The organism is Kribbella steppae, from assembly GCF_004342025.1.
Taxonomy (GTDB): Bacteria; Actinomycetota; Actinomycetes; order Propionibacteriales; family Kribbellaceae; genus Kribbella; species Kribbella steppae.
Map to the genome: position 1 here is coordinate 38,509 of NZ_SLWN01000014.1, position 18,131 is coordinate 56,639.

At 66.5% G+C, this 18,131-nt stretch carries 24 protein-coding genes, 1 tRNA gene and 1 riboswitch; of the genes, 17 read left to right on the forward strand and 8 right to left on the reverse strand.

Going from position 1 to position 18,131, the window contains the following annotated elements; genetic code table 11:
- Nucleotides 1-55 precede the first annotated feature (55 nt).
- Entirely contained in the window at nucleotides 56-502 is a 447-nt protein-coding gene (locus tag EV652_RS33630; RefSeq protein ID WP_132213335.1) for a winged helix-turn-helix transcriptional regulator, read from the reverse strand.
- 122 nt (nucleotides 503-624) lie between these two features.
- Between EV652_RS33630 and EV652_RS33635 the strand changes: the two genes are divergently transcribed.
- Genes EV652_RS33635 through EV652_RS33650 form a run of 4 tightly spaced genes read left to right on the forward strand, consistent with a single transcriptional unit; the run spans nucleotide 625 to nucleotide 4,450 of the window.
- Entirely contained in the window at nucleotides 625-1,524 is a 900-nt protein-coding gene (locus EV652_RS33635) for a nitrilase family protein (RefSeq protein ID WP_132213336.1), read from the forward strand.
- Between the two features lie 4 nt (nucleotides 1,525-1,528).
- Nucleotides 1,529-2,704 (forward strand): hypothetical protein, encoded by a 1,176-nt coding sequence (locus EV652_RS33640; protein WP_132213337.1) that lies wholly within the window; start codon nucleotides 1,529-1,531, stop codon nucleotides 2,702-2,704.
- Nucleotides 2,701-4,032, forward strand: coding sequence for an amidase (locus EV652_RS33645; RefSeq protein ID WP_132213338.1), 1,332 nt, complete (start codon nucleotides 2,701-2,703; stop codon nucleotides 4,030-4,032). The genes EV652_RS33640 and EV652_RS33645 overlap by 4 nt, the downstream gene beginning before the upstream one ends.
- A gap of 13 nt (nucleotides 4,033-4,045) precedes the next feature.
- Nucleotides 4,046-4,450: a tautomerase gene (locus EV652_RS33650; protein ID WP_132213339.1), complete on the forward strand. Its 405-nt coding sequence runs from the start codon at nucleotides 4,046-4,048 to the stop codon at nucleotides 4,448-4,450.
- A 45-nt stretch (nucleotides 4,451-4,495) separates the two neighbouring features.
- Here EV652_RS33650 and EV652_RS33655 read toward each other — a convergent pair whose 3' ends face one another.
- Nucleotides 4,496-5,047, reverse strand: a complete 552-nt coding sequence (locus EV652_RS33655) for a GNAT family N-acetyltransferase (protein WP_132213340.1) — start codon at nucleotides 5,045-5,047, stop codon at nucleotides 4,496-4,498.
- Nucleotides 5,048-5,056: 9 nt separating this feature from the next.
- Nucleotides 5,057-5,169, reverse strand: a riboswitch (SAM riboswitch).
- A gap of 174 nt (nucleotides 5,170-5,343) precedes the next feature.
- Here EV652_RS33655 and EV652_RS33660 point away from each other — a divergent pair.
- Entirely contained in the window at nucleotides 5,344-5,829 is a 486-nt protein-coding gene (locus EV652_RS33660; protein ID WP_132213341.1) for an NUDIX domain-containing protein, read from the forward strand.
- A gap of 26 nt (nucleotides 5,830-5,855) precedes the next feature.
- Here EV652_RS33660 and EV652_RS33665 read toward each other — a convergent pair whose 3' ends face one another.
- Together EV652_RS33665 and EV652_RS33670 are read right to left on the reverse strand one after the other, a co-directional pair.
- A complete protein-coding gene (locus EV652_RS33665) occupies nucleotides 5,856-6,242 on the reverse strand; it encodes a VOC family protein (protein ID WP_132213342.1) in 387 nt (128 codons plus the stop codon).
- A complete protein-coding gene (locus EV652_RS33670) occupies nucleotides 6,239-6,532 on the reverse strand; it encodes an ArsR/SmtB family transcription factor (protein ID WP_132213343.1) in 294 nt (97 codons plus the stop codon). Before EV652_RS33670 ends, EV652_RS33665 begins: the two co-directional genes overlap by 4 nt.
- Before the next feature lie 475 nt (nucleotides 6,533-7,007).
- On the opposite strand from EV652_RS33670, the gene EV652_RS44265 reads away from it, so the two are divergent.
- From EV652_RS44265 to EV652_RS33695, 5 genes are all read left to right on the forward strand, one after another.
- Complete coding sequence (locus tag EV652_RS44265) at nucleotides 7,008-7,184, forward strand: hypothetical protein (protein ID WP_158441372.1); 177 nt, start codon at nucleotides 7,008-7,010, stop codon at nucleotides 7,182-7,184.
- Between the two features lie 73 nt (nucleotides 7,185-7,257).
- Nucleotides 7,258-8,058 (forward strand): class I SAM-dependent methyltransferase, encoded by an 801-nt coding sequence (locus tag EV652_RS33675; protein ID WP_132213344.1) that lies wholly within the window; start codon nucleotides 7,258-7,260, stop codon nucleotides 8,056-8,058.
- Nucleotides 8,059-8,588: 530 nt separating this feature from the next.
- A complete protein-coding gene (locus EV652_RS33685) occupies nucleotides 8,589-9,113 on the forward strand; it encodes a hypothetical protein (protein WP_132213345.1) in 525 nt (174 codons plus the stop codon).
- 188 nt (nucleotides 9,114-9,301) lie between these two features.
- Entirely contained in the window at nucleotides 9,302-9,628 is a 327-nt protein-coding gene (locus tag EV652_RS33690) for an ArsR/SmtB family transcription factor (RefSeq protein ID WP_132213346.1), read from the forward strand.
- Complete coding sequence (locus EV652_RS33695) at nucleotides 9,625-10,200, forward strand: SRPBCC domain-containing protein (protein WP_199238553.1); 576 nt, start codon at nucleotides 9,625-9,627, stop codon at nucleotides 10,198-10,200. The genes EV652_RS33690 and EV652_RS33695 overlap by 4 nt, the downstream gene beginning before the upstream one ends.
- A 396-nt stretch (nucleotides 10,201-10,596) precedes the next feature.
- Here EV652_RS33695 and EV652_RS33700 read toward each other — a convergent pair whose 3' ends face one another.
- Both EV652_RS33700 and EV652_RS33705 read right to left on the reverse strand, forming a co-directional pair.
- Nucleotides 10,597-10,995, reverse strand: coding sequence for a hypothetical protein (locus tag EV652_RS33700; RefSeq protein ID WP_132213347.1), 399 nt, complete (start codon nucleotides 10,993-10,995; stop codon nucleotides 10,597-10,599).
- Nucleotides 10,996-11,185: 190 nt separating this feature from the next.
- Nucleotides 11,186-11,620, reverse strand: a complete 435-nt coding sequence (locus EV652_RS33705) for an SUKH-3 domain-containing protein (RefSeq protein WP_132213348.1) — start codon at nucleotides 11,618-11,620, stop codon at nucleotides 11,186-11,188.
- Nucleotides 11,621-11,796: 176 nt separating this feature from the next.
- Here EV652_RS33705 and EV652_RS33710 point away from each other — a divergent pair, with 176 nt between their 5' ends.
- From EV652_RS33710 to EV652_RS33720, 3 genes are all read left to right on the forward strand, one after another.
- Nucleotides 11,797-12,171, forward strand: a complete 375-nt coding sequence (locus tag EV652_RS33710; protein ID WP_132213349.1) for an alpha-isopropylmalate synthase regulatory domain-containing protein — start codon at nucleotides 11,797-11,799, stop codon at nucleotides 12,169-12,171.
- A gap of 176 nt (nucleotides 12,172-12,347) precedes the next feature.
- Nucleotides 12,348-12,635 (forward strand): hypothetical protein, encoded by a 288-nt coding sequence (locus tag EV652_RS33715; RefSeq protein WP_132213350.1) that lies wholly within the window; start codon nucleotides 12,348-12,350, stop codon nucleotides 12,633-12,635.
- 678 nt (nucleotides 12,636-13,313) lie between these two features.
- Nucleotides 13,314-13,943: a VOC family protein gene (locus EV652_RS33720; RefSeq protein ID WP_132213351.1), complete on the forward strand. Its 630-nt coding sequence runs from the start codon at nucleotides 13,314-13,316 to the stop codon at nucleotides 13,941-13,943.
- Nucleotides 13,944-14,441: 498 nt separating this feature from the next.
- On the opposite strand, the gene EV652_RS33725 is transcribed toward EV652_RS33720, so the two are convergent.
- Nucleotides 14,442-14,681 (reverse strand): hypothetical protein, encoded by a 240-nt coding sequence (locus EV652_RS33725; protein ID WP_242002162.1) that lies wholly within the window; start codon nucleotides 14,679-14,681, stop codon nucleotides 14,442-14,444.
- A 385-nt stretch (nucleotides 14,682-15,066) separates the two neighbouring features.
- Between EV652_RS33725 and EV652_RS33735 the strand changes: the two genes are divergently transcribed.
- A complete protein-coding gene (locus EV652_RS33735; RefSeq protein WP_132213353.1) occupies nucleotides 15,067-15,312 on the forward strand; it encodes a hypothetical protein in 246 nt (81 codons plus the stop codon).
- Between the two features lie 76 nt (nucleotides 15,313-15,388).
- Here the strand turns inward: EV652_RS33735 and EV652_RS33740 are convergent.
- Nucleotides 15,389-15,461: transfer RNA gene (locus EV652_RS33740), tRNA-Arg, on the reverse strand.
- Nucleotides 15,462-15,570: 109 nt separating this feature from the next.
- Here EV652_RS33740 and EV652_RS33745 point away from each other — a divergent pair.
- From EV652_RS33745 to EV652_RS33755, 3 genes are all read left to right on the forward strand, one after another.
- Entirely contained in the window at nucleotides 15,571-16,125 is a 555-nt protein-coding gene (locus EV652_RS33745) for a hypothetical protein (protein ID WP_132213354.1), read from the forward strand.
- An 85-nt stretch (nucleotides 16,126-16,210) separates the two neighbouring features.
- Nucleotides 16,211-16,804, forward strand: coding sequence for a hypothetical protein (locus EV652_RS33750; protein ID WP_132213355.1), 594 nt, complete (start codon nucleotides 16,211-16,213; stop codon nucleotides 16,802-16,804).
- A complete protein-coding gene (locus EV652_RS33755) occupies nucleotides 16,801-18,045 on the forward strand; it encodes a hypothetical protein (RefSeq protein WP_132213356.1) in 1,245 nt (414 codons plus the stop codon). The genes EV652_RS33750 and EV652_RS33755 overlap by 4 nt, the downstream gene beginning before the upstream one ends.
- Nucleotides 18,046-18,131 lie beyond the last annotated feature (86 nt).

Below are 18,131 nucleotides of genomic sequence, written 5' to 3' on the forward strand. Positions count from 1 at the left end.
CCTCATGAGGACTCGACGCTCCCAGACGACGGTTTCACGGTGCTTTCAGCCTTGGTCAGTCGACCTTGCGGACGAAGGCTTCGGAGGGCTCGAGGATGCGGCCGGCGGCGTCGGCGACCTCCAGTTTCCGGAGCGGGCGCTTGGTCTTCACGTCGAGCAGGACCGAGTGCGGCTCGGCCTCGTCGAAGAGGTGGCCTTCGCCCCACTGCCGCAGGCTGACCAGGATGGCGAAGAGGTCGCGACCCTTCTGGGTCAAGGCGTACTCGTGGTACGCGCTGCCGTCCGCCGCCGGGAGCACCTCGAGGATCTCGTGTGCGACGAGCTCACGCAGTCGCGACGAGAGGATGTTCTTCGCCAGGCCGAGGTTGCGCTGGAACTCACTGAACCGGCTGATGCCGTCGAACGCGTCCCGAACGATCAGCAGCGACCAGCGGTCCCCGATGACGTCGACCGCCCTGGCGACCGGGCACTCCGCTCCCTCGTGGGTCAGTCGCTTCGGCATGCACGTCCCCTTCGCCGCCTGTTGGTTGGAGCTAAGTGGTTGCAAGTATAAACCAGGTCCTCTACGCTCCCGCTCAAGCGGTTTCAAGTTAAAACCAGTTTGCAGACTGAGGAGGCCAGATCATGACGGCACAGACGGATCCGAGGGTGAGCCCGGTGCGGGTGGCAGTCGTGCAGTTCGAACCGCAGGTCGGGGTCGAGAACCTCAAGTCCAACGCCTTGGCGGTGGAGCAGCGGCTGAACGCCGCAGCAGACGCGGGAGCGGGGCTGATCGTGCTGCCCGAGCTCGCGACCACCGGTTACGTGTTCGAGAGCCGCGAGGAGGCCTACGCTCACGCCGAGCCGGTACCGGACGGACCCACCGTCGAGTCGTTCGCCCGGATCGCAGCCGCGCGCGACGTGTACATCGTCGGCTGTGTGGCCGAGCGGGACGGCGTGACGCTGTACGACACCGCAGTACTGGTCGGACCGGACGGTTTCATCGGCCGATACCGCAAGACCCACCTGTGGAACACCGAGAAGTTGTGGTTCACCCCGGGTGACGAAGGATTCTCGGTGTTCGACACCAAGATCGGCCGGATCGGCCTGCTGGTGTGCTGGGACATCTGGTTCCCGGAGACCGCGCGGATCGTGGCCCAGCTCGGCGCGGACATCATCTGCATCCCCACCGGTTGGGTCTGGACGCCCCCACCCCTGTACGACGCAAGCGGTGTCTGCATGGCGGCGTACCTGACCATCACCGCGGCCCATGCCAACAACGTCTTCATCGCCACCGCGGACCGGATCGGCCAGGAGCGTGGCGCGGGATTCATGGGCAACTCGTTGATCGCCGGGACGAACGGGTGGCCGATCGACCGGATCGCCGGCCCGGACGAGGACACCATCATCTACGCGGACGTCGATCTGACCGCCGCGCGCACGGCGCCGATCTGGAACCAGCTCAACGATCTGCATCGCGACCGTCGTACCGACCTGTACGACCAGATGCTCGGGTACGCCGGCCGCGCTCCGCTACCGAGGTGACGCCATGACGACAGTCCGCAGTACGACTGCTGTCCCGGGCTCGCGGCGGGTCGCCCAGGTGGGCGTCGGCCTGGTTGGCGTCTCGCTCCTGGCGCTCGCCGGCTGGGCCTTCTCGCGGGTCGCCCGCGATGCGACCTGGCAGCCGTGGGACGGGGACTACACCGACCTGAGTCAGTTCGCCTCGTGGGTGGTCGGATCCATCAGCGAGCCACAGTTCTACGCGGTTGCTCCCGCCGGCGCACTGCTACTCGCCGGCGGCCTGCTGGGCCATGTCGCACACCGAATGTCGTGGCGGTGGCAGGGCTTCGTCCAGGCCTGTGGCACGGGACTGTGGCAGTGGGCCGCGGGCAGCGCACTGGTCAGCCTTCTGCTGGGCAACCTCGCCTGGGGCTGGACGCTGGCACCCGGGAGCTGGCAGCCCTTGTTCGTGCCGCTGGTCTCGGTGGCACCCGCGATCGTCGTCCTCTACGGACCGGGGTGGAGAGTCGGCCTGACGGCAGCCGTCCTCGGAGCGCTGCTGACGCCGCCGGCCTCGATCCTCGCCGTCGAGTATCTCTGCGCACCCCTCGACCTGCCGCCGGTCGTTGGTGCCACCACCGGCATGTGGCTGGGCGCGATCGTGGCCTTCTGGCTCTGCCGACGTCTCAGCTGGATGCCGGCGCCCGGCGCGTGGCGGACTTCGGATGAGCCGGGACGGCTTGAACAGTCGCGGTTGTGGGTGCCTCGCCGTGCGTTGGCCGACTTCTCCGAGGCGCAGTTCTTCGGCAACGAGTGGGCGAGCGCCGCATTGATTCTCGGAGCCGTCGTGGCACACCTGATCAGCCCGGCCAGCACGTCGTACGGATCCGGCCTCTTCACCGCGGTGCTCGCCAGCCAGGTCCTGACTGCGGTCGCCGGGGTGATCATCTGGCGAAAGAAGTGGCGATCGCACGGCTTCTATCCCACCTTCGTGCCGGTCGTCTCCGTGGCGCCCGCCACGGTGCTCGCCTTCGATGGAACAGTCGCATCCATCGTGGTGGGTGCGTTGGCCGGTGCGCTGATCGCTCCGCCGATCGCCGCGGCGATCTCCGCTCGGCTGCCGAAGACCTTCCATCCCTTCATCGGCAACGTCGCATCGATGGGCATCTGTACGGCGCTGATCGTGTCGATGCTCCGTCTCGTTCCGGGGTTCGCGTCATGACCGCAGTCGAGCTGGCCCGGGCGCTGCGCAGTCGCGAGATCTCGGCGACCGAGGTGGCCGAGGCGGCGTTGCGCCGTACGCATGAGCTGAATCCCACCGTGAACGCGTTCGCACTCGTCGACGACGAAGGAGCCCGGACGGCGGCTCGAATCGCCGACGAACAACTCGCCGCGGGCGTCGATCTGGGGCCTCTGCACGGCATACCCGTGGCTGTGAAGGACCTCATCGACATGGCCGGTCTGCCCACCAGTTGTGGATCTGCCACCGCCTTCGGTGGCACCGCGAGTGCAGACGCCGAGGTGGTACGGCGGTTGCGCGATGCCGGGGCCGTAATCATCGGCAAGACCACGCTGCACGAGTTCGCGTACGGCGCGACCGGCGATCGCTCTGTCCACGGCGCCTCACGTAATCCGGTCGACCCGAGCCGGATGTCCGGCGGCAGCAGCGGGGGCAGTGCAGTCGCGGTCGCGGCCGGATTGGTGCCTCTCGCCCTGGGGACCGACACGGCGGGTTCGGTCCGGGTGCCCGCTGCGCTGTGCGGCGTAGTCGGCCTCAAGCCCGCGTACGACGTCGTGCCGAGCGCCGGCGTCTACCCGCTGGCTCCAACCCTCGATCACGTCGGCCTCTTCGCGGCGACGTCAGAGGACGCACTGATCGGCTACTCGGCAATCAGCGACCGGCCGGCGTCCGTCAGTTGTGACCGGCTTGCGGTCGGATGGATACCGCCGGAGGCCGTCGCGGTGACGGATCCGCGGGTCGAGGAGCTGACCCGACGGCTGGTGGCCGGCGCCGGGCTCGATGTCGACGTCGTTCGCGGGTTTCCCAAGTGGGAGCGGCAGCGGACGCTGTTCGAGGTCTTCTCCACCTTGCAGAGCAGGGAAGCCTTCAGTGTGCACGAGCACCACCTCGCAGCGGATCACGACCTCATCGATCCAGAGGTCCGGGCCCGACTCCACAAGGGCGGCGAAGTCACCGACCGGCTGTATGCGCAGGCCGACGAGGCCCGCCACGAGCTCGCGGTCATGGTCGACGAGTTGCTGGCGACGTACGACGTACTGGCCCTGCCGACTGTGCCGATCGTGGCTCCGGTTCTCGGCGGTCGCAGTGTCTCCGTCGCCGGCGCCGAGCTCGAGGTCCGCGAGGCGCTGCTGTCGCTGACCTGTCTCTGGAACATGACTGGTTCGCCGGCCATCAGCGTGCCGGCGGGCCGGGTCGACGGACTGCCGGTCGCCGTACAACTCATCTCGGCGCCCGGCAACGAGCAGCTGCTCTTCGGGGCGGCCCGAGCACTCGAGATCACCCAGCAACCGGCCGGAAAGGTCGGCTGAAGAATGGAGTCCCATGCCCTCGATCCAGGTCGATCTGCCGGTGACTGCCGATGAGGACACCAAGCGGACCTTCGCACATCGCATCGGTCTCGTGTACGGGGAGATCATGCAGGTCCACAGGGATCTGCTCACGGTCTCGATCCACGACCTCGGCGGCGGTGGAGTGTGGCGGTGTCATGAGTCCGGGCCGCCCACGCCCTCGGCCCTGATCATGTGCGACATCCGAAAGGGTCGCCCGACCGACGTCAGAGCCAAGCTGGCGCAGTCCCTGATCGACGCCTGCGTAGAGACGTTCCAGCTCGAGGCGCTGTGGGTGAAGGTCGAGTTCACCCAGCATGACGGGGACGACATGTACCACCCGCATCTAGGTGGCTTCAACACCAACTGGCAGGGCGACGAGCGGCAAACTGCACCGTAAGGCAGCCTGGTCGGCTGCCTGCGTCGCGGTGGTTGCCGCTAGCAATCACCGCGACGCGTCGTTGAAGCGTGAGACGTCAGGCCAGGCCATGCGGAGGCACTTGGGTGAACCGTTGAGGCGGGTCGGATCTCCGCCGGGTGGCGGCACCGTCGACGTCTCCACACAGCTGGCCCCGGTGGCGAGGTAGAAGTGCTGCGCGTTGGTGTTCTGCTCCAACACCCACAGGTACATCGCGTTGCCGGTCGCCTGGTCCGCGACCGTCTGCGCAATGCGGGCCATCAGTTGCGTGCCTATCCCGGTACGGCGTTGGCTGTGGTGAACATGCAGATTGTCGACAAGGCTGCCCCACCGTGAGTCGTGGTCGAACATGACGTGGACGAATCCGACCAGCTGGCCGTCGTACTCGGCCAGGATCGTGGCGGTGCCGGCCGGGTTGGCGAGCCGCTGCGCCCAGACCTCGCGACGGTCGGTGTCGATGTCCCCGTCCAGGAACGAGTCCGCGTACGCGCCCCGGTAGTGCCGACGCCAACTGTCGGCGTGCAGGGCCGCAACCTGCTCAGAGTCGTCTGCGTTGGCCGAGCGGAATTCCAGTGGCATGCGAGCCTCCTTCGTGGCTTGCCCGGCGCCCATGCACCGAGCCTGGTCCTCACCCGGGGCACCCCACCCACAAGGAGGGTTGCCGGCCAGCAAGCCGGGGCTGCACGCTGACACTCATGACCTACGCCGAAAACCGTAGCAGGCCGCGGCACAGGGCCGGTCAGAATCCCGGAATCCAGGACAGGTCGTCGTCTTCGTCAGCCGGCTGCGGCGAAGATGCATTTCAACCGGCAGAACGACCAGCGAGCTGTCCGAACGATCGGCGTTAGCCTGGCGCTCTGTGGTTGGCTGGCGGGGTGCCTGACGATGTTCATTTCACCGCGAAGCAGCCCACCAAACGGGTTGCGGCCGACTGCTTGTTCACGGATGAATCGGGCCGGTTGCTGGTGCTTGAGCCGCCCTACAAGCCGACCTGGGACATTCCCGGCGGCGTGGTCGAACGCGACGAGTCGCCACGGCTCGCCGCCCAGCGCGAGGTCCGCGAGGAGATAGGCCTCATCGTCGAGCCCGGCGTCCTGCTTGCTGTGGATTGGCTGTCGCGATCAGGCGATTTCACCGAGATCGTGGCGCTTCTCTTCGACGGTGGTGTGCTGGCGCCGGCCGATATCGATCGGATCGTGATCGAGCCGACCGAGGTGAGTTCCTTCAGGTTCGTCACCCCCGACGAGGCTGAGCGGCTGCTCGACGCCGACCAGTTCGCACGTGTCACGGCTGGGCTCGAGGCCCGGAGGTCGGCGGCAACGGCGTACTTGGAGAATGGCTTTCCACCTCGCCGTACCTGAAGTTGCCGCCGGCCACAAACAGAGTCCTAGCTGCTGTGCGCGATTTGGATCAGGTTGCCGCAGGTGTCGTCCAGGACTGCTGTGGTGACCGGGCCCATCTCCAGCGGCTCCTGGGTGAAGCGTACTCCGAGGTCGCGCAGCCGCTTGAACTCCGCGGGTACGTCGTCCACGGCGAAAGCGGTGGCCGGGATGCCGTCGTTGACCAGCGCCTCCTTGTACGGCTTCACGGCGGGATGGCCGTCGGGCTCGAGCAGCAACTCGGTCCCGTCGGGGTCTTCCGGTGAGACCACAGTCAGCCAACGGTCCGTGCCCACCGGGACGTCGTTCTTCTTCAGGAAGCCGAGCACGTCGGTGTAGAAGCGCAGGGCCTTCTCCTGGTCGTCGACGAAGACGCTGGTCAGGTGGATCCTCATTGGGGTGCCTCCGGTGTATCGGGTTTGAGCCATCGGGTGACGATGCGCTCAAGGGGTTCGGTGTTCAGCTCGTGGAACTTGTAGCGGCCCTCGCGCCGCGAACGGACCAGCCCGGCGGATTCCAGTACGGCCAGGTGCTGACTGATCCCCTGACGCGACAGTCCCAGTCCGTGCTTGGTCATCAGCCGCGTGCAGATCTCGAACAGCGTCTGCCCATCCCGCTCCACCAGCTCATCAAGGATCCGCCGCCGAGTGGGATCTGCCAGTGCCTTGAACACATCCTCCGCCACAACCCCACAATAGGCAAGTAACCACTTGCCTATCAAGTGCGGTTCAAGGGTGCGGCGCGCGAGGGGCTGCCGGACGGGGTCAGCAGCGCGCTGGACAGTTGCTCAGCGTTGGCCTGGTGTCGGCTGGCCGGTAGCGTGCAGGGATGGAGGCCACGGCGGACGCGGCAGCAGTCGATGACTCCTTCGGTCCTGCGGTGATTTACGCCGCTCTGGTGGAGGAAGGGGTCGAGTTCCACTTCGTCGGTTTCGTTACGCACTATGCCGCCGAGTGGTACCACAAGCGACGTCCCGCCATTGCGGCTGGTGAGGCCAACCGGCATCCCACTCCGAAAACCTCGACCGCCTCACCGGTGCTCTGCGCAAGATCGGCGCGGAGGACCAGGACGGCACCGGCCTACTGAGACCGTTCACCGAGCGTGTGAGGGAGAGCCGATCGTTCCGGACACGACACGGGAACATCAGGGTGTCCGTGTGCGTGCCCACCGCTGAGGAACCGCCCGACGTGCTGTCCTCCGGTATCCGGGTCAGCATCGACGTCCCCCTTGAAGTTCTGCGCACCTCTGTCGCCACCGGCAACTTCCCCGGGCTGGCATCTGTGCTGGAGATCTGCGAGCTCTTCGACACAATCGGGGAGAACGAGAACGACGACTAGCGAATGGGGAACGGCAGTCCAGAGGGCAATAAGCTGTTGTGGCGGTTGGGTTTGAGGTGGCTAGGTTGAGAGCATGACGTCTCCAATTCGTCGCATCACCGAGGCGAACCGTGTCAGCTGGAACCTCATCGCTCCAAAGCGCCACGGGGAGCCGGCGGAGTTCTTCAAGAACGGTGGCGTCGCGCTGGAGGACTTCGAACGAGACCTCGCTGGTGACGTGCGGAACAAGCGCGTCCTGCAACTTGCGTCGTCCTGTGGCGATCAGGTTCTGTCCTGGGCCAGTCTCGGAGCAGAGGCGATCGGAATTGACGTCTCAGACGTCGCCATCGACATGGCCAAGCGGAAGGCCACCGAGGCAGGAATTGCTGCAGACTTCCGCCAGGCGGACATGTTCGACCTACCAGCTGACCTGGTGGATATCGACCTCATCTACTTGAGCTGGGGCGCGATCTGCTGGGCCCCGGACCTGAACGAGTTCGCGCGCATCGTGGCTTCCCGCCTCCGGCCGGGCGGATCACTGTTGATGTGCGATCACCATCCGATCTGGGAAGTTCTGGCCGTGCGGGGAGAAAACCATCTAGCCGTCGCCGGCGACTATTTCGGGCGCGCCGTACCGCGTGCGGACACCGACGACGCGAAACGACCAGTAGGAGCCCGCGGTCAGGCCGAGGCTCCGCCGTTCTCGGCATTCGTCTGGCCATCGAGCGACGTCATCATGGCGCTCATCGGGGCCGGCCTCCAGTTGGTCACCTTCTTCGAGGCGTCGTCACCAGATATCTACGACGGGCTCGGCGATGCCGGGGCGCGGCTGCCCGCCTACTACGTGGTCAAAGCGACCAAGCCGGCGCCGCCACACGGGCCGCCAACAGGCTGAGGGACCGCAAGGCCGCTGGTGCTCCGTGAGCCCGAGGCCCGGGACCGTGCGGCGGTCATCGAGCTGTTCGCCTCGCCAAAGGTGGGCACCTACGTCGGTGGCCCTCGATCGCGTGATGAGCTCGCCCTGATCCGAGGCCGCTGTTAGCAAGCCCGTTAGCAGGCGCACCGGCGTACGGTTCCGACATGGTCTCGTCCACACGGAATCGTCGTCGTAACTGGGGGGCAGTGATCGGTGCGGTCGTTCTGATCATCGCGAATGTGGTGTGGGCCAGGGTGGCGGGTGGCTCAGAATGGACAGACCCAGCAATCTTCATGTCGCCCATCGCGGCGATGATAGGGGCAGTGGCTGGGTATGGAGTAGCGGTGCTCGTGGAGCGACGTGCCCGTTAGCAAGTCGCTGGCCGAGCCGCTCATTACGAGTCCTGCCTTGCTGCGGCAATTGGGAGGAAGTGGCGGCGGCGTAACGGTCCGACACCAAGCCACTAACGGCTCCACCGCCTTGTGGCTGCAGTCCACTAGCCTGCCCACATGGCATCAAGGGCCGGTCGCGCGTTGGTGGCTGCCCTGGTGTGTTGCGCTAGCGGATTCCTGGTCGCCTGCGAGCCGCCGCTCGATGGATTTATGGGCCTGACAGTCGATGCAGCCGGGCGACCGGTCGCGGTGATGCAGATCTGCGAGCACGTCGACGGTGTCACGATCTACAGCGAGACCCCTTCTATAGATCCGGATCAGTCGCCGACCATGACCCCAGCGGCGACCTGGATCATCACCCCAGCGGCCTCCGGATTCGTACAATTTCCGCTGTCGGGCGGTGGGGAGTGGCAACTCCAGGGTGAGCGGAAGCCGCTCCGCGTTAAGACCGAGTATTCCCTCCATGCCTGGAGCAGCACAGGATCTCCGCCAACGGGCCACGCAACGTTTTCGCTGGGTGGGTTGAAGAAATTGAAGTACGGCCAGGTCCACTTGGGTGGGTTGAAAGCGGAGTCAGCAGATCCGGCCGCAAGCGAACTGACCATGCCACTCGCTGACTTCCGAACAGGTCCCTGCACGTGAACGCTGCCGGTGCCGTGGACAAGCTCGGGTCCTGGCCGGGCTGGGCGGTAGGCGGGAAGACGCACCCCGACCCCATTCCGACATAGCCGGCCAACTCGGCCCGTCATCCCGGAGTCGTGAGGCCCCCCGCCGGAGGCGATTGCTTATGTACCTTGACGGTTACGTAACCGCTTCGGTACGTTGATCGGGTGGAAGCAGTATTGCGGGCACTGGCGGACGAGAGCCGGCGCACGGTGCTAGAGGCGTTGGCCAACGGGGAAGCGACCGCGGGTGAGTTGGCGGCTCTCCTACCGATTGCTCGCCCGGGCGTGTCCCGCCACCTGCGGGTGCTGCGTGAGGCGGGTCTGGTCGAGGTGCGCGAGCAGGCGCAGCGGCGGATCTACAGCCTCCGCCCGCAACCTCTCGCCGAGGTCGATGAATGGCTGGGGCGATACCGGGTCTTGTGGGAGCAGCGGCTGGACGCCCTGCACACCGAGGTCGCCCGAGGAAAGCACGAACGGAGGAGCACCAGATGACCAAGAGCACGCAGGAGCACCGGATGACCGACAAGGCAGGTCGCCGTACCCGCGTCCTGGGCAGCCTAGGATCAGCCGATGGCACGGGCGTCGTACGCATCGAGGACCGCTACGACACCGATATCGACGACCTGTGGTCCGCCCTCACCGATCCGCGCCGTCTAGCCCGCTGGTACGGCGAGGTCGAGGGTGACCTCCGCCGCGGCGGGCAGTTCAACGTGTACCTCGAAGCCGCTGGCTTGCACGGGGTCGGGCGGGTGGAGGTGTGCGAACCCCCGCAACGGCTGCAGGTGGTGAGCAGGGAAACCGACGAGTCCTGGCAGCAAGGTGGTGGCGTGCCGCCCTTCGACCAGACCCTCGAGGCAACGCTGACCGCCGACGGAGGCCAGACCATCCTGGTCATCGAGACCCACGGCATGCCCCTGGACAAGATTGCCTTCTACGGGGCCGGGTGGCAGATCCACGCCGAAAATCTGGCCACCTACCTCGCCGGGCGCGAGCCCGGCGACACCGAGGCGCGGTGGGACGAGCTCGTCCCTCCATATCAGGAGTTGGCAACTGCCATCGGCTAGCACCGCCGCAGCGTCCGGGAGCGACGCAAGGGCCGTTCTGCATCTTTGTGGACGATGTGACGCAGCGAGCCGCTGTCGATCGTCCTGTTCTCGACTGGCGTCCGGTGCGCACGGACCTCGGCATGAGCGGACGAGCGCCGTACCCTCGATCTCCTGGACGAGGGTGTCAGCCATCAGGCGGCACCGAACCGTCAAGCTTCAACTGGCATACGACAGAACCGCCGATGATGTGTCGTCCGGCGCGTGATGCGCGACAGTCGTCCGTCAGGTGATCTGCGACAGTCGAGCACCAATCGCGGCGTGTCAGTTCACTCAGGCGGATCGAACGTCGCTTCAACAGCGCGGTACCGCTCCGTGCCAGTCTCCGGAGCGATCTGAACCACGAAGTCCGGCGCATCACTCGGTGGTTGGTTCCTGGCCACTCAACCGAGCAGCCCTGTCCTGAGCGCGTGCAACACGCACGAGCCACAGGCCCAGCGTCGGCACCAGCAAGATGCCCAGGACGGCAACAATTCGAATCGGCCACTCGGGTCTCACCGTCAGCACCCAGACCAACATGACGATCATCGCCAGGCTGCTGGTGGCATAGATCGCGGCGGTGGCCATGACGCGCGGTCTCGTCCAACGTGTCGGCGTGGGCGGATTCCGCACAACGTTGTAGAGGATGACTCCAAAGACGACCGCCACGACCGTGGGCGAGAGTGCTGCTCGCGGACCGTCCGTCACAAGCCTGCCCACAGCCGAGGCAATGGAGCCGAGTACCGCGATCCCAAGGACGATCTGTGGGCTTTTCACGACCGGATGCTAGATGGCTCGGTGCTGCGTGGCTAGTACGCCTATACCTGCCCTGTCCCCCTGAGACCTGCCGGATAATCGAGCGGCAAGGGGACGGGGCTAACCGGGGATGAGACGCCAGGATGGGACTGTGCCGGGTGGGTCTGCGATCAGGTTGTGCCGGTGCCGTTCTCCGTGCGGGTGGGCGAGGTCAGCGTTCGTCCGGGAGTTGTCGATCGAAGGACCTTTGCGCGGGATCGATGAACAGGCCATGGACCAGTTCCACTACTGAGCCGGCCAGCCAGCCGTACGAGTCATCGAATCCGCCCCACAGACCACCGGCCTCGTCAACGAGTACCACCATGTGCGAGTACTCGCCCACGGGCAGCAGAACCCGCCCCGAATCTTCCGAATATGCGTGGCTCCAAGCCGAATCTCTGCCACGAAGCGCTCGCTCGCCGTCGAACCACAGGCATTGGCGGCGGTCGTCACCACATACCACCAGTTCGGAGAACTCCTGGAGGACCGCGAGGCCCGCGTCGTGCATGGTGAAGCCTTCGGACTCGTAGGCATGCTCTGTCCGGCTCACATCGATGACGCGTCCTGGGAACCAGCCCGCGGACGAAAGCAGCAGGCCAGCATCCACGGTTCCAGCCTTTCAACTGCGCGGTCGGCACGGTCGGCCGGAGATCGGCGGCGGAGATCTGTTTGTGGGCCCGTTCGCGGGTCGGACCGGTTAGGCTCCGGCTTAGGGCGCCGGGCGCAATATGCTTTCGAGGACCGTACCGACCCTGGCTTTGCTGGACATCAAGGGGGGATCGTATGACGGAGTCGTCCACCGGCTGGCAGCTCGACGCCATCACGTACTCCGGGGGCACGCAGGACGGGCCGCGCGCCGACGTGAAGCTCTCCCGGGCTGGGGAACAGCTGCACGCTGAGGGTTCTGGCACCGGGCTCGTCGACGCGGTGTGCAAGTCGATCTCGCAGGCGACGGGCGTGGAGGCGCGGGTAGTCGCGTTCCGGGCGTACTCAGTCGGCCCGGGCAGCGAGGCTGTCGGAGAGGTCGAGCTCGAGGTGGAGCTGCCGGGCCGCAGGGTTGCGGTCCGGGCGTCGTCCACGGATGTCGTGGAGGCCGCCGGGCTTGCCCTCGTCGCGGCCCTCAACCAGTACAACTCGAAGCGGCCGGCACGAGGCTGAGTCCAGTTGAGATGACCGTGGTCCGATGAGCGCGAGCGCCGCTGCGCCGCGGGTTCTGTCGTCTGCTGCGTGGGTGAGTCCCAGGACTGTGGCTCGGTCGGGACCGGAATGCGGCAGATCCGGACGTTCTGCGCGCCCCTACCCGGTTGGCCCGGTCATCGCCGAGAATGCGTTCCATGGCCGTTCTGCTGCAACTGTCGGTGACCTCCGCTACCCGCGATCAGTTCGACGAACTCGACGCCCGGGCGGGCCAGGCCATGTCGGAGGCAGGTGGGCCGCCGCCTGGACTCATGTCGCACGTGGTCTACCCCGAAGGCGATGGGTTCGCCGTCGCAGAAGTCTGGCGTACGGAAGCTGAAGGGCTGTCCTACGTGGACGACGTTCTAGGTCTGCTGCTGGCCGAGCTGCATCTGACGGCAAGCGAGACCACGGTGCGGCCTGTCTGGTCCTTCGCCCGTCCGTGACGGGGGCGGCTTGCCGTGGCGAACCTGTCGCACATCGGCTGTGCGTTGACCGCCGTCAGGTGGTCGGCAGGCTTCTAGCGTGTTGGCATCGGTTGGCGCAGAGGTGTCGTGCATCTGTTGGCGATCGCAGAGTGGCACTGAGGCTGACCTCCGTCGGCGATCGGCGAGGACGCGCTGGCGCCATGCCACGAGAAAGTCGAGGAACTCACTCGCAGGTGTCGGGATTCAGGTTGCTGCCACGGGTGCCCTGTCCGCCGTCTGCGGGTCGCTGGTGGATCGGGGTGCGCGACCGTGGTCGAGTGCGGGCGATAGCACGCTGGTTAGCTGCGGGGGCTGAATACACCAAGAAACCCAGGTCTAGGACCTGGGCTTGGGTGGCGCGCTGGAGGGATTCGAACCCCCAACCTTCTGATCCGTAGGAGCCTGCACATGACCTTCGGGAGCTTTGTCGAGAGTCGGTGGCGGATACACCAGTTGCCTAGAGATGCCGCTCGTTAGGAACCGTTGGGGTTGTCAGACTGGGGTCACGGCCGAGCGTGTCAGTTGCGCCGCCGGGCGCCCAATTCGCTGTGGTAATCTCAACGTCGCAGGCGCGGGTTCAAACCCGGTCGTAGGGCGCAGCGGCACAGCAGCCGAAAGGGCAAGGCCCACCTACTTCAAGACCGAAGAGGGAGCGCCATGCCCAAGCTCGAAACCTACAAGAAGCAGGCGAAACTGCTCGTTCGCTGGCACCGCGAAGGAAACTTCTCGATTGGCGGTCGCATCCGACAGCTCGCGCGCTATCGCACGTTGTCCGACCGCGAAGCACTCGCGCTGAAGTTTCCCCTCACCGAAGCCCAAGAGATCATCGCTCTCGAAGCGGGCTGCGCCAGCTGGGCCGAGCTCAAGGCGAGCACGGAAGCGGCTCCGCCCACCAGTGAGCAGCCGGAGACTCAGGACACGGCAGTCGCGAGCGCCAAGCCGGTGCTGTACGTCGCAGACGTCGATGCCTCGGCCACGTTCTATCGGGACCAGCTCGGCTTCCGGATCGACTTCTTGCACGGCAACCCGCCGTTCTACGGATCGGTGGCGCGCGACGGCGCGAGCTTGCACCTGAAGCTCGTAGACGAGCCGGTGTTCGCGGCCGATGCCGCGGAACGAGAAGGGCTCATCATGGCGTTCATCGATACGCCGAACGTACGCGAACTTTACGCGGAATATCGGGCCGCTGACGCCGAGATCGTGCAGAAGCTGACCAAACAAGCGTGGGGCGGCACCGACTTCATCGTGCGTGACCCGGACGGCAACGCGATCGCGTTCGTCGGCTGAGGCCCGACGCGGCCGAGGCATGACCGGTTGCGGTCAACGATGACCTCAAGAACCCAACCGTTCAGGAACTAACGACACGCCTGACAGTTCGACCTCCATAGTTGCCCCGTCCCCCTAATGGGTGCCAACCAAGGTCAGCGCGGCGCGGGTCAAGAGTCGGTTTGCCGATCCCGTAGGGACGCCATCGGCGCTCTTGATGCGTGCCGTGCTGGCCGTACGATCGGGCGGCAGGCGGACGGGGCTACCACGGTCAGGCGCCACGCCATCGGACGATGCCGGCGCTTCTGGGGAACGGGGAATCTTGGCCGTCTCCGCGCGGGGTGGGCGAGGTTCGGCCGGGGAATCTTGGCCGTCTCCGCGCGGGGTGGGCGAGGCGCGCCGAAGGCGCGCCCTTGATTCCATAAGAGCCAAATTCGGCAAGTGGGATCGGCGGGAGGGTGTGATCCGCCAGGAGATCCGCGACTAGGTGATGTACTGCCGGTCGGGTCAAAGAAACAACTAGCTGTCCCCCATCGCCAGTTCGTGGAAGTACGTGACGGGCTTGCCCAATGCGTCGGCGTACTCGATCTCGCGGCGGGTGGCCTCCCCGATGTAGCCACCGGGGTTCACGATTCGTACCTCATCTGCGAGGTCGATCCTGCGGAGGTGCAGCTCGCCCAAGGCCCGCACGAGCAAAGGGTCCAGCACAGGCGCCTCGGTGGCCTCCGGAGCCAGGACGATCGCCAGATCGAGCGTCAAGCGCGTGCGCTCGGTCGCAAACTCCCTGCTGAAGCGCAGGGAACCGCACAGACAAACGATCTTCGGGCGAGCAACCGGCACGTTGGACATGGACACCCTTCAAGAGCCAAAGATCCCTGCAGCTTTCCATGCTGCCGTTGATGCCCAGCCAGTGGGACGGCGTCAGGCGATAGACGGAATGAGAGTGATCCGCGCCTGGCGAGCTGAGGTCTCCGGCTGGCTTTGGGTCGGCAGGTCGTGCGCCAGCTCCGTGATCGCCGCGTCGGGCTGAGGCTGATGCCTATCGGTCGCATTCCGCTAGAGCAGAGCCCCGGACGGATAGTCGCTGAGGTCGAGCGTCCGGACGTGTACGAACCCGCGCTGCTCGTAGTACCGGTGGAGCCCGATGTTGTCGGTCCACACGTCGATCCGGACCCAGTTGTTGCCGAGTTCACCCGGCTCGCTTGCAAGCCCACTCGATCACGTCGGGCTGGGGCACGCCGACCCGTCGATCACGCTCCGGGTGTACGCCCATGTGATCCGTCGCCACGCGGCCGGAATCGCTGATGTGTTCGCTGCTGCTGACCACGTCGACGAGGACCAGGACGACGAAGACGACGGACGAGACCCGTCAGCGGTGGTGCCGTGTTAGCAGGAGTGTTAGCAAGAACAGCCCCGGACATAGAGAAACCCCAGGTCATCCACCTCGTGACCTGGGGTTTTGTCTGCGCGCTCGGAGGGATTCGAACCCCCAACCTTCTGATCCGTAGTCAGATGCTCTATCCGTTGAGCTACGAGCGCTGGACAACGTCGAGTAACGATACATGGGGGAGGTGGGTGGAGGCCAATCGGCTCTGGGGGAGCGGTGCGGCGCCGGATTTCGCGCGTGAGGCGGCCCTACGATCCCGGCATGGGCATCGAGGATTTGCTGGGTGGGCGGGATCTGGGGGACGTGAAGAAGGCGGTCGGGTTCGTGATGGAGAACTCGGACGACTTCGAGAAACTGCTCATCCTGGTGCGGGGGCTGCCGGACGATGCGGTGGGGTTCATCGGGAAGTTGCCGGAGTTGCTGAAGACGATCGGGTCGGGGCTGGCCGACGCCGGAGAGCAGGCGGCGAAGGCGGCCGGGGCGCTGGTCGGGGACGACGGCGAGGGTGGTGCGCGGAAGGCGTTGGCCGGGAGTGCGACCACCATGCACGCGGCCAAGGACAGGCTGAAGGAGGCCTCCGGGATGCTGTCCGGGCTGGCCGGTGAGCTGGACAAGATCCCGGGCATCGGCGACGCGGCGGCGAAGAAGCTGAACGACGGCAGTGGGCAGATCGGCGAGGTCGCGACCGAGGTCGAGAGCCTGGCCGGCAACCTGCAGGATCTGTCCGGGATCCTGGCCGGCGTCGGCGATGCGCTGAAGGGTCTCGGCACCAAGCTGAGCGAGTCCGGCGGCTCGGTGAAGACTCTCCTGGACTAGCGCGGAACCGGTCGACCGGGAGGTCCGTCTAAGCCCGCGTCGTTGACCGGTAAGGGAGGACCTCCGCGTGACTAAGGTCGCGGGCATGGCGAGTCGACTGGTACGGGGTACGGCGATCGCGTGCGGAGTGGCCGCGGTCGCGGGGGCCGGGATCGGGTACGCGCTCGGCGATCCGGTGCAGCCGGAGGACATCCTGCCGGCCCGGAAGTTGTCCGACGGTGTGTGCGGCCGGCTCGGCGACGTGGCCAGTCTGTTGCCCCCAGCATCAAAGGCGTCGAGGGAGCCGGTCACTCTCGTCCAGAACGGGACCTCGACGGTCACCTGCACGGCGCAGTCCGGATCCGGGCGGCGTACCTTCTCCAGCGCGGTGGTGAAGCTGACGGTCACGCCGTACGGCGGACGGGACATCGGGGCCGGCAAGGCGCCGCTCACCCCGGCCCAGAACGCGAAGTGGACCTGGGAGCGGAGTCCACTGGAGACCGTTCCCGATCGCCCGTACCCGAGCAAGCTTGGCCGGACCCCCAGTGGTCTCGGCGGTGAGTCCTGGGCGATCAACGCGCTCGTGGTGCGCGGAGACATCGTCGTCCACGTGGTGTACACGGCCAGCCCGATCGAGCAGAAGGCTGCTGAGCAGGCGGCGCTGGTGCTGGCGGATCGCGCGATCTGGGAGACGAAGTGAACAGCACCCCGCAGATCCCCGGGTACCAGTTCGACCGGCAACTGCTGACGCATCCGCTAGCGGAGCTTTGGCGCGGCCACAGCTTCACCGGAATGGAGGTGGTCGCGCTGGTGCTGAGCGACGCCGGATCGCGGGACGCGGTGGTCCGCGATCGCCTCGTCAAGGCCGGCCGCGGCGCCGCACTCCAGCCGGGGCAGGAGGAGACGCCGCTGTGGGCGGCGAACTTCAGCTCCGACCGCCCGTACGCGATCACCCAACTAGTGCCCGGCCAGTCCGGGGCCGAGCGGCTGATCGACCCGCTCGACGGCATCATCGGCAATGACGCCGAAGCCCTGCAGGCAGTCCGGTCCCAGCTCAGCCAGTACGGCGCTGTGCCGCCAACCGGAGACACCCAGTTCCCGTCGTACGCCGACCAACCCCAAGTCGACCCGAACCAGCCGGAACCGCAGGCCGACCCAAGCCGGCCGCAACCGCAATCCACCGCGGCGCAGCCGCAACAGCCGCAGTCGAAGGTGGAGATCGCCAGGCAGTACCGGCACAAGATCGGCGGCTGGATCTACCTGGTGTCCGTCCTCGGCGTGCTGATCACCTTCTCCATCACGTACTCCATCGGCTCCGCGATCGGCAGTGCGGTCAAGGACGAGCCGGTCGAGGCAGTACCCGCCGCGGTCACCCCCAGCCCGCTCCCGTCGCCGGCCCTGCTGCCGGGTGTCGAGCGCATCACGACCGCGCAGTACAAGGAGCCGGCCGGATCGCCGGGCGTGGTCGGCGCCGCCTATGCGGCTGGTGCGGACGTCCAGCCGATCCTCAACGCCGGCCTCCCGTTCCCGTTCGGCTGGCCGCGGCCGCCGGAGGTCAGCTCACTCGGCGAGTCCAGCTCGGCGATCTACCGCCGGGTCGTGACCAGGACCGACCCGGGTCAGCCCAAGGGCACGCTCGAGGCGGGCATCGCGCTCCACCCGTGCCAGGACCTAGCCGACTGCCTGGCCGACCGTGATGCGTTCGACAAGGCATGGTCGACGGCGTTCAAGGCGCCCGCGCCAACCACCGCCAAGGATGCGCAGACCTGGATCGCCGAGCAGAAGACCGAGCAGAAGGCGCAGTCGTACACCCTGACGATGTCGCACGCGTTCCAGAGCGCCGGCCGCTGGTGGCTGGTCGGCGTCGCTGGCACCGGGGCGACCGGCGAGGAGGAGGAGGTCCAGCGCGTGGTCAACGACATCTGGCGGCAGACCAGCTGATCTGCCGCAAATCCTTCACGAACGGCCCGCGCGACCAGCGCGGGCCGTTCTCATTTTCACAAGGTTCACCGGAAAACGATTGTCGC

What these genes read in the sequence shown, in the direction of transcription:
- EV652_RS33630 (WP_132213335.1), bottom strand. Translation starts at nt 502, where the DNA reads ATGCCGAAGCGACTGACCCACGAGGGAGCGGAGTGCCCGGTCGCCAGG.
- EV652_RS33635 (WP_132213336.1), top strand. Translation starts at nt 625, where the DNA reads ATGACGGCACAGACGGATCCGAGGGTGAGCCCGGTGCGGGTGGCAGTC.
- EV652_RS33640 (WP_132213337.1), top strand. Translation starts at nt 1,529, where the DNA reads ATGACGACAGTCCGCAGTACGACTGCTGTCCCGGGCTCGCGGCGGGTC.
- EV652_RS33645 (WP_132213338.1), top strand. Translation starts at nt 2,701, where the DNA reads ATGACCGCAGTCGAGCTGGCCCGGGCGCTGCGCAGTCGCGAGATCTCG.
- EV652_RS33650 (WP_132213339.1), top strand. Translation starts at nt 4,046, where the DNA reads ATGCCCTCGATCCAGGTCGATCTGCCGGTGACTGCCGATGAGGACACC.
- EV652_RS33655 (WP_132213340.1), bottom strand. Translation starts at nt 5,047, where the DNA reads ATGCCACTGGAATTCCGCTCGGCCAACGCAGACGACTCTGAGCAGGTT.
- EV652_RS33665 (WP_132213342.1), bottom strand. Translation starts at nt 6,242, where the DNA reads ATGAGGATCCACCTGACCAGCGTCTTCGTCGACGACCAGGAGAAGGCC.
- EV652_RS33675 (WP_132213344.1), top strand. Translation starts at nt 7,258, where the DNA reads ATGACGTCTCCAATTCGTCGCATCACCGAGGCGAACCGTGTCAGCTGG.
- EV652_RS33685 (WP_132213345.1), top strand. Translation starts at nt 8,589, where the DNA reads ATGGCATCAAGGGCCGGTCGCGCGTTGGTGGCTGCCCTGGTGTGTTGC.
- EV652_RS33695 (WP_199238553.1), top strand. Translation starts at nt 9,625, where the DNA reads ATGACCAAGAGCACGCAGGAGCACCGGATGACCGACAAGGCAGGTCGC.
- EV652_RS33710 (WP_132213349.1), top strand. Translation starts at nt 11,797, where the DNA reads ATGACGGAGTCGTCCACCGGCTGGCAGCTCGACGCCATCACGTACTCC.
- EV652_RS33715 (WP_132213350.1), top strand. Translation starts at nt 12,348, where the DNA reads ATGGCCGTTCTGCTGCAACTGTCGGTGACCTCCGCTACCCGCGATCAG.
- EV652_RS33720 (WP_132213351.1), top strand. Translation starts at nt 13,314, where the DNA reads ATGCCCAAGCTCGAAACCTACAAGAAGCAGGCGAAACTGCTCGTTCGC.
- EV652_RS33735 (WP_132213353.1), top strand. Translation starts at nt 15,067, where the DNA reads ATGTTGTCGGTCCACACGTCGATCCGGACCCAGTTGTTGCCGAGTTCA.
- EV652_RS33745 (WP_132213354.1), top strand. Translation starts at nt 15,571, where the DNA reads ATGGGCATCGAGGATTTGCTGGGTGGGCGGGATCTGGGGGACGTGAAG.
- EV652_RS33750 (WP_132213355.1), top strand. Translation starts at nt 16,211, where the DNA reads ATGGCGAGTCGACTGGTACGGGGTACGGCGATCGCGTGCGGAGTGGCC.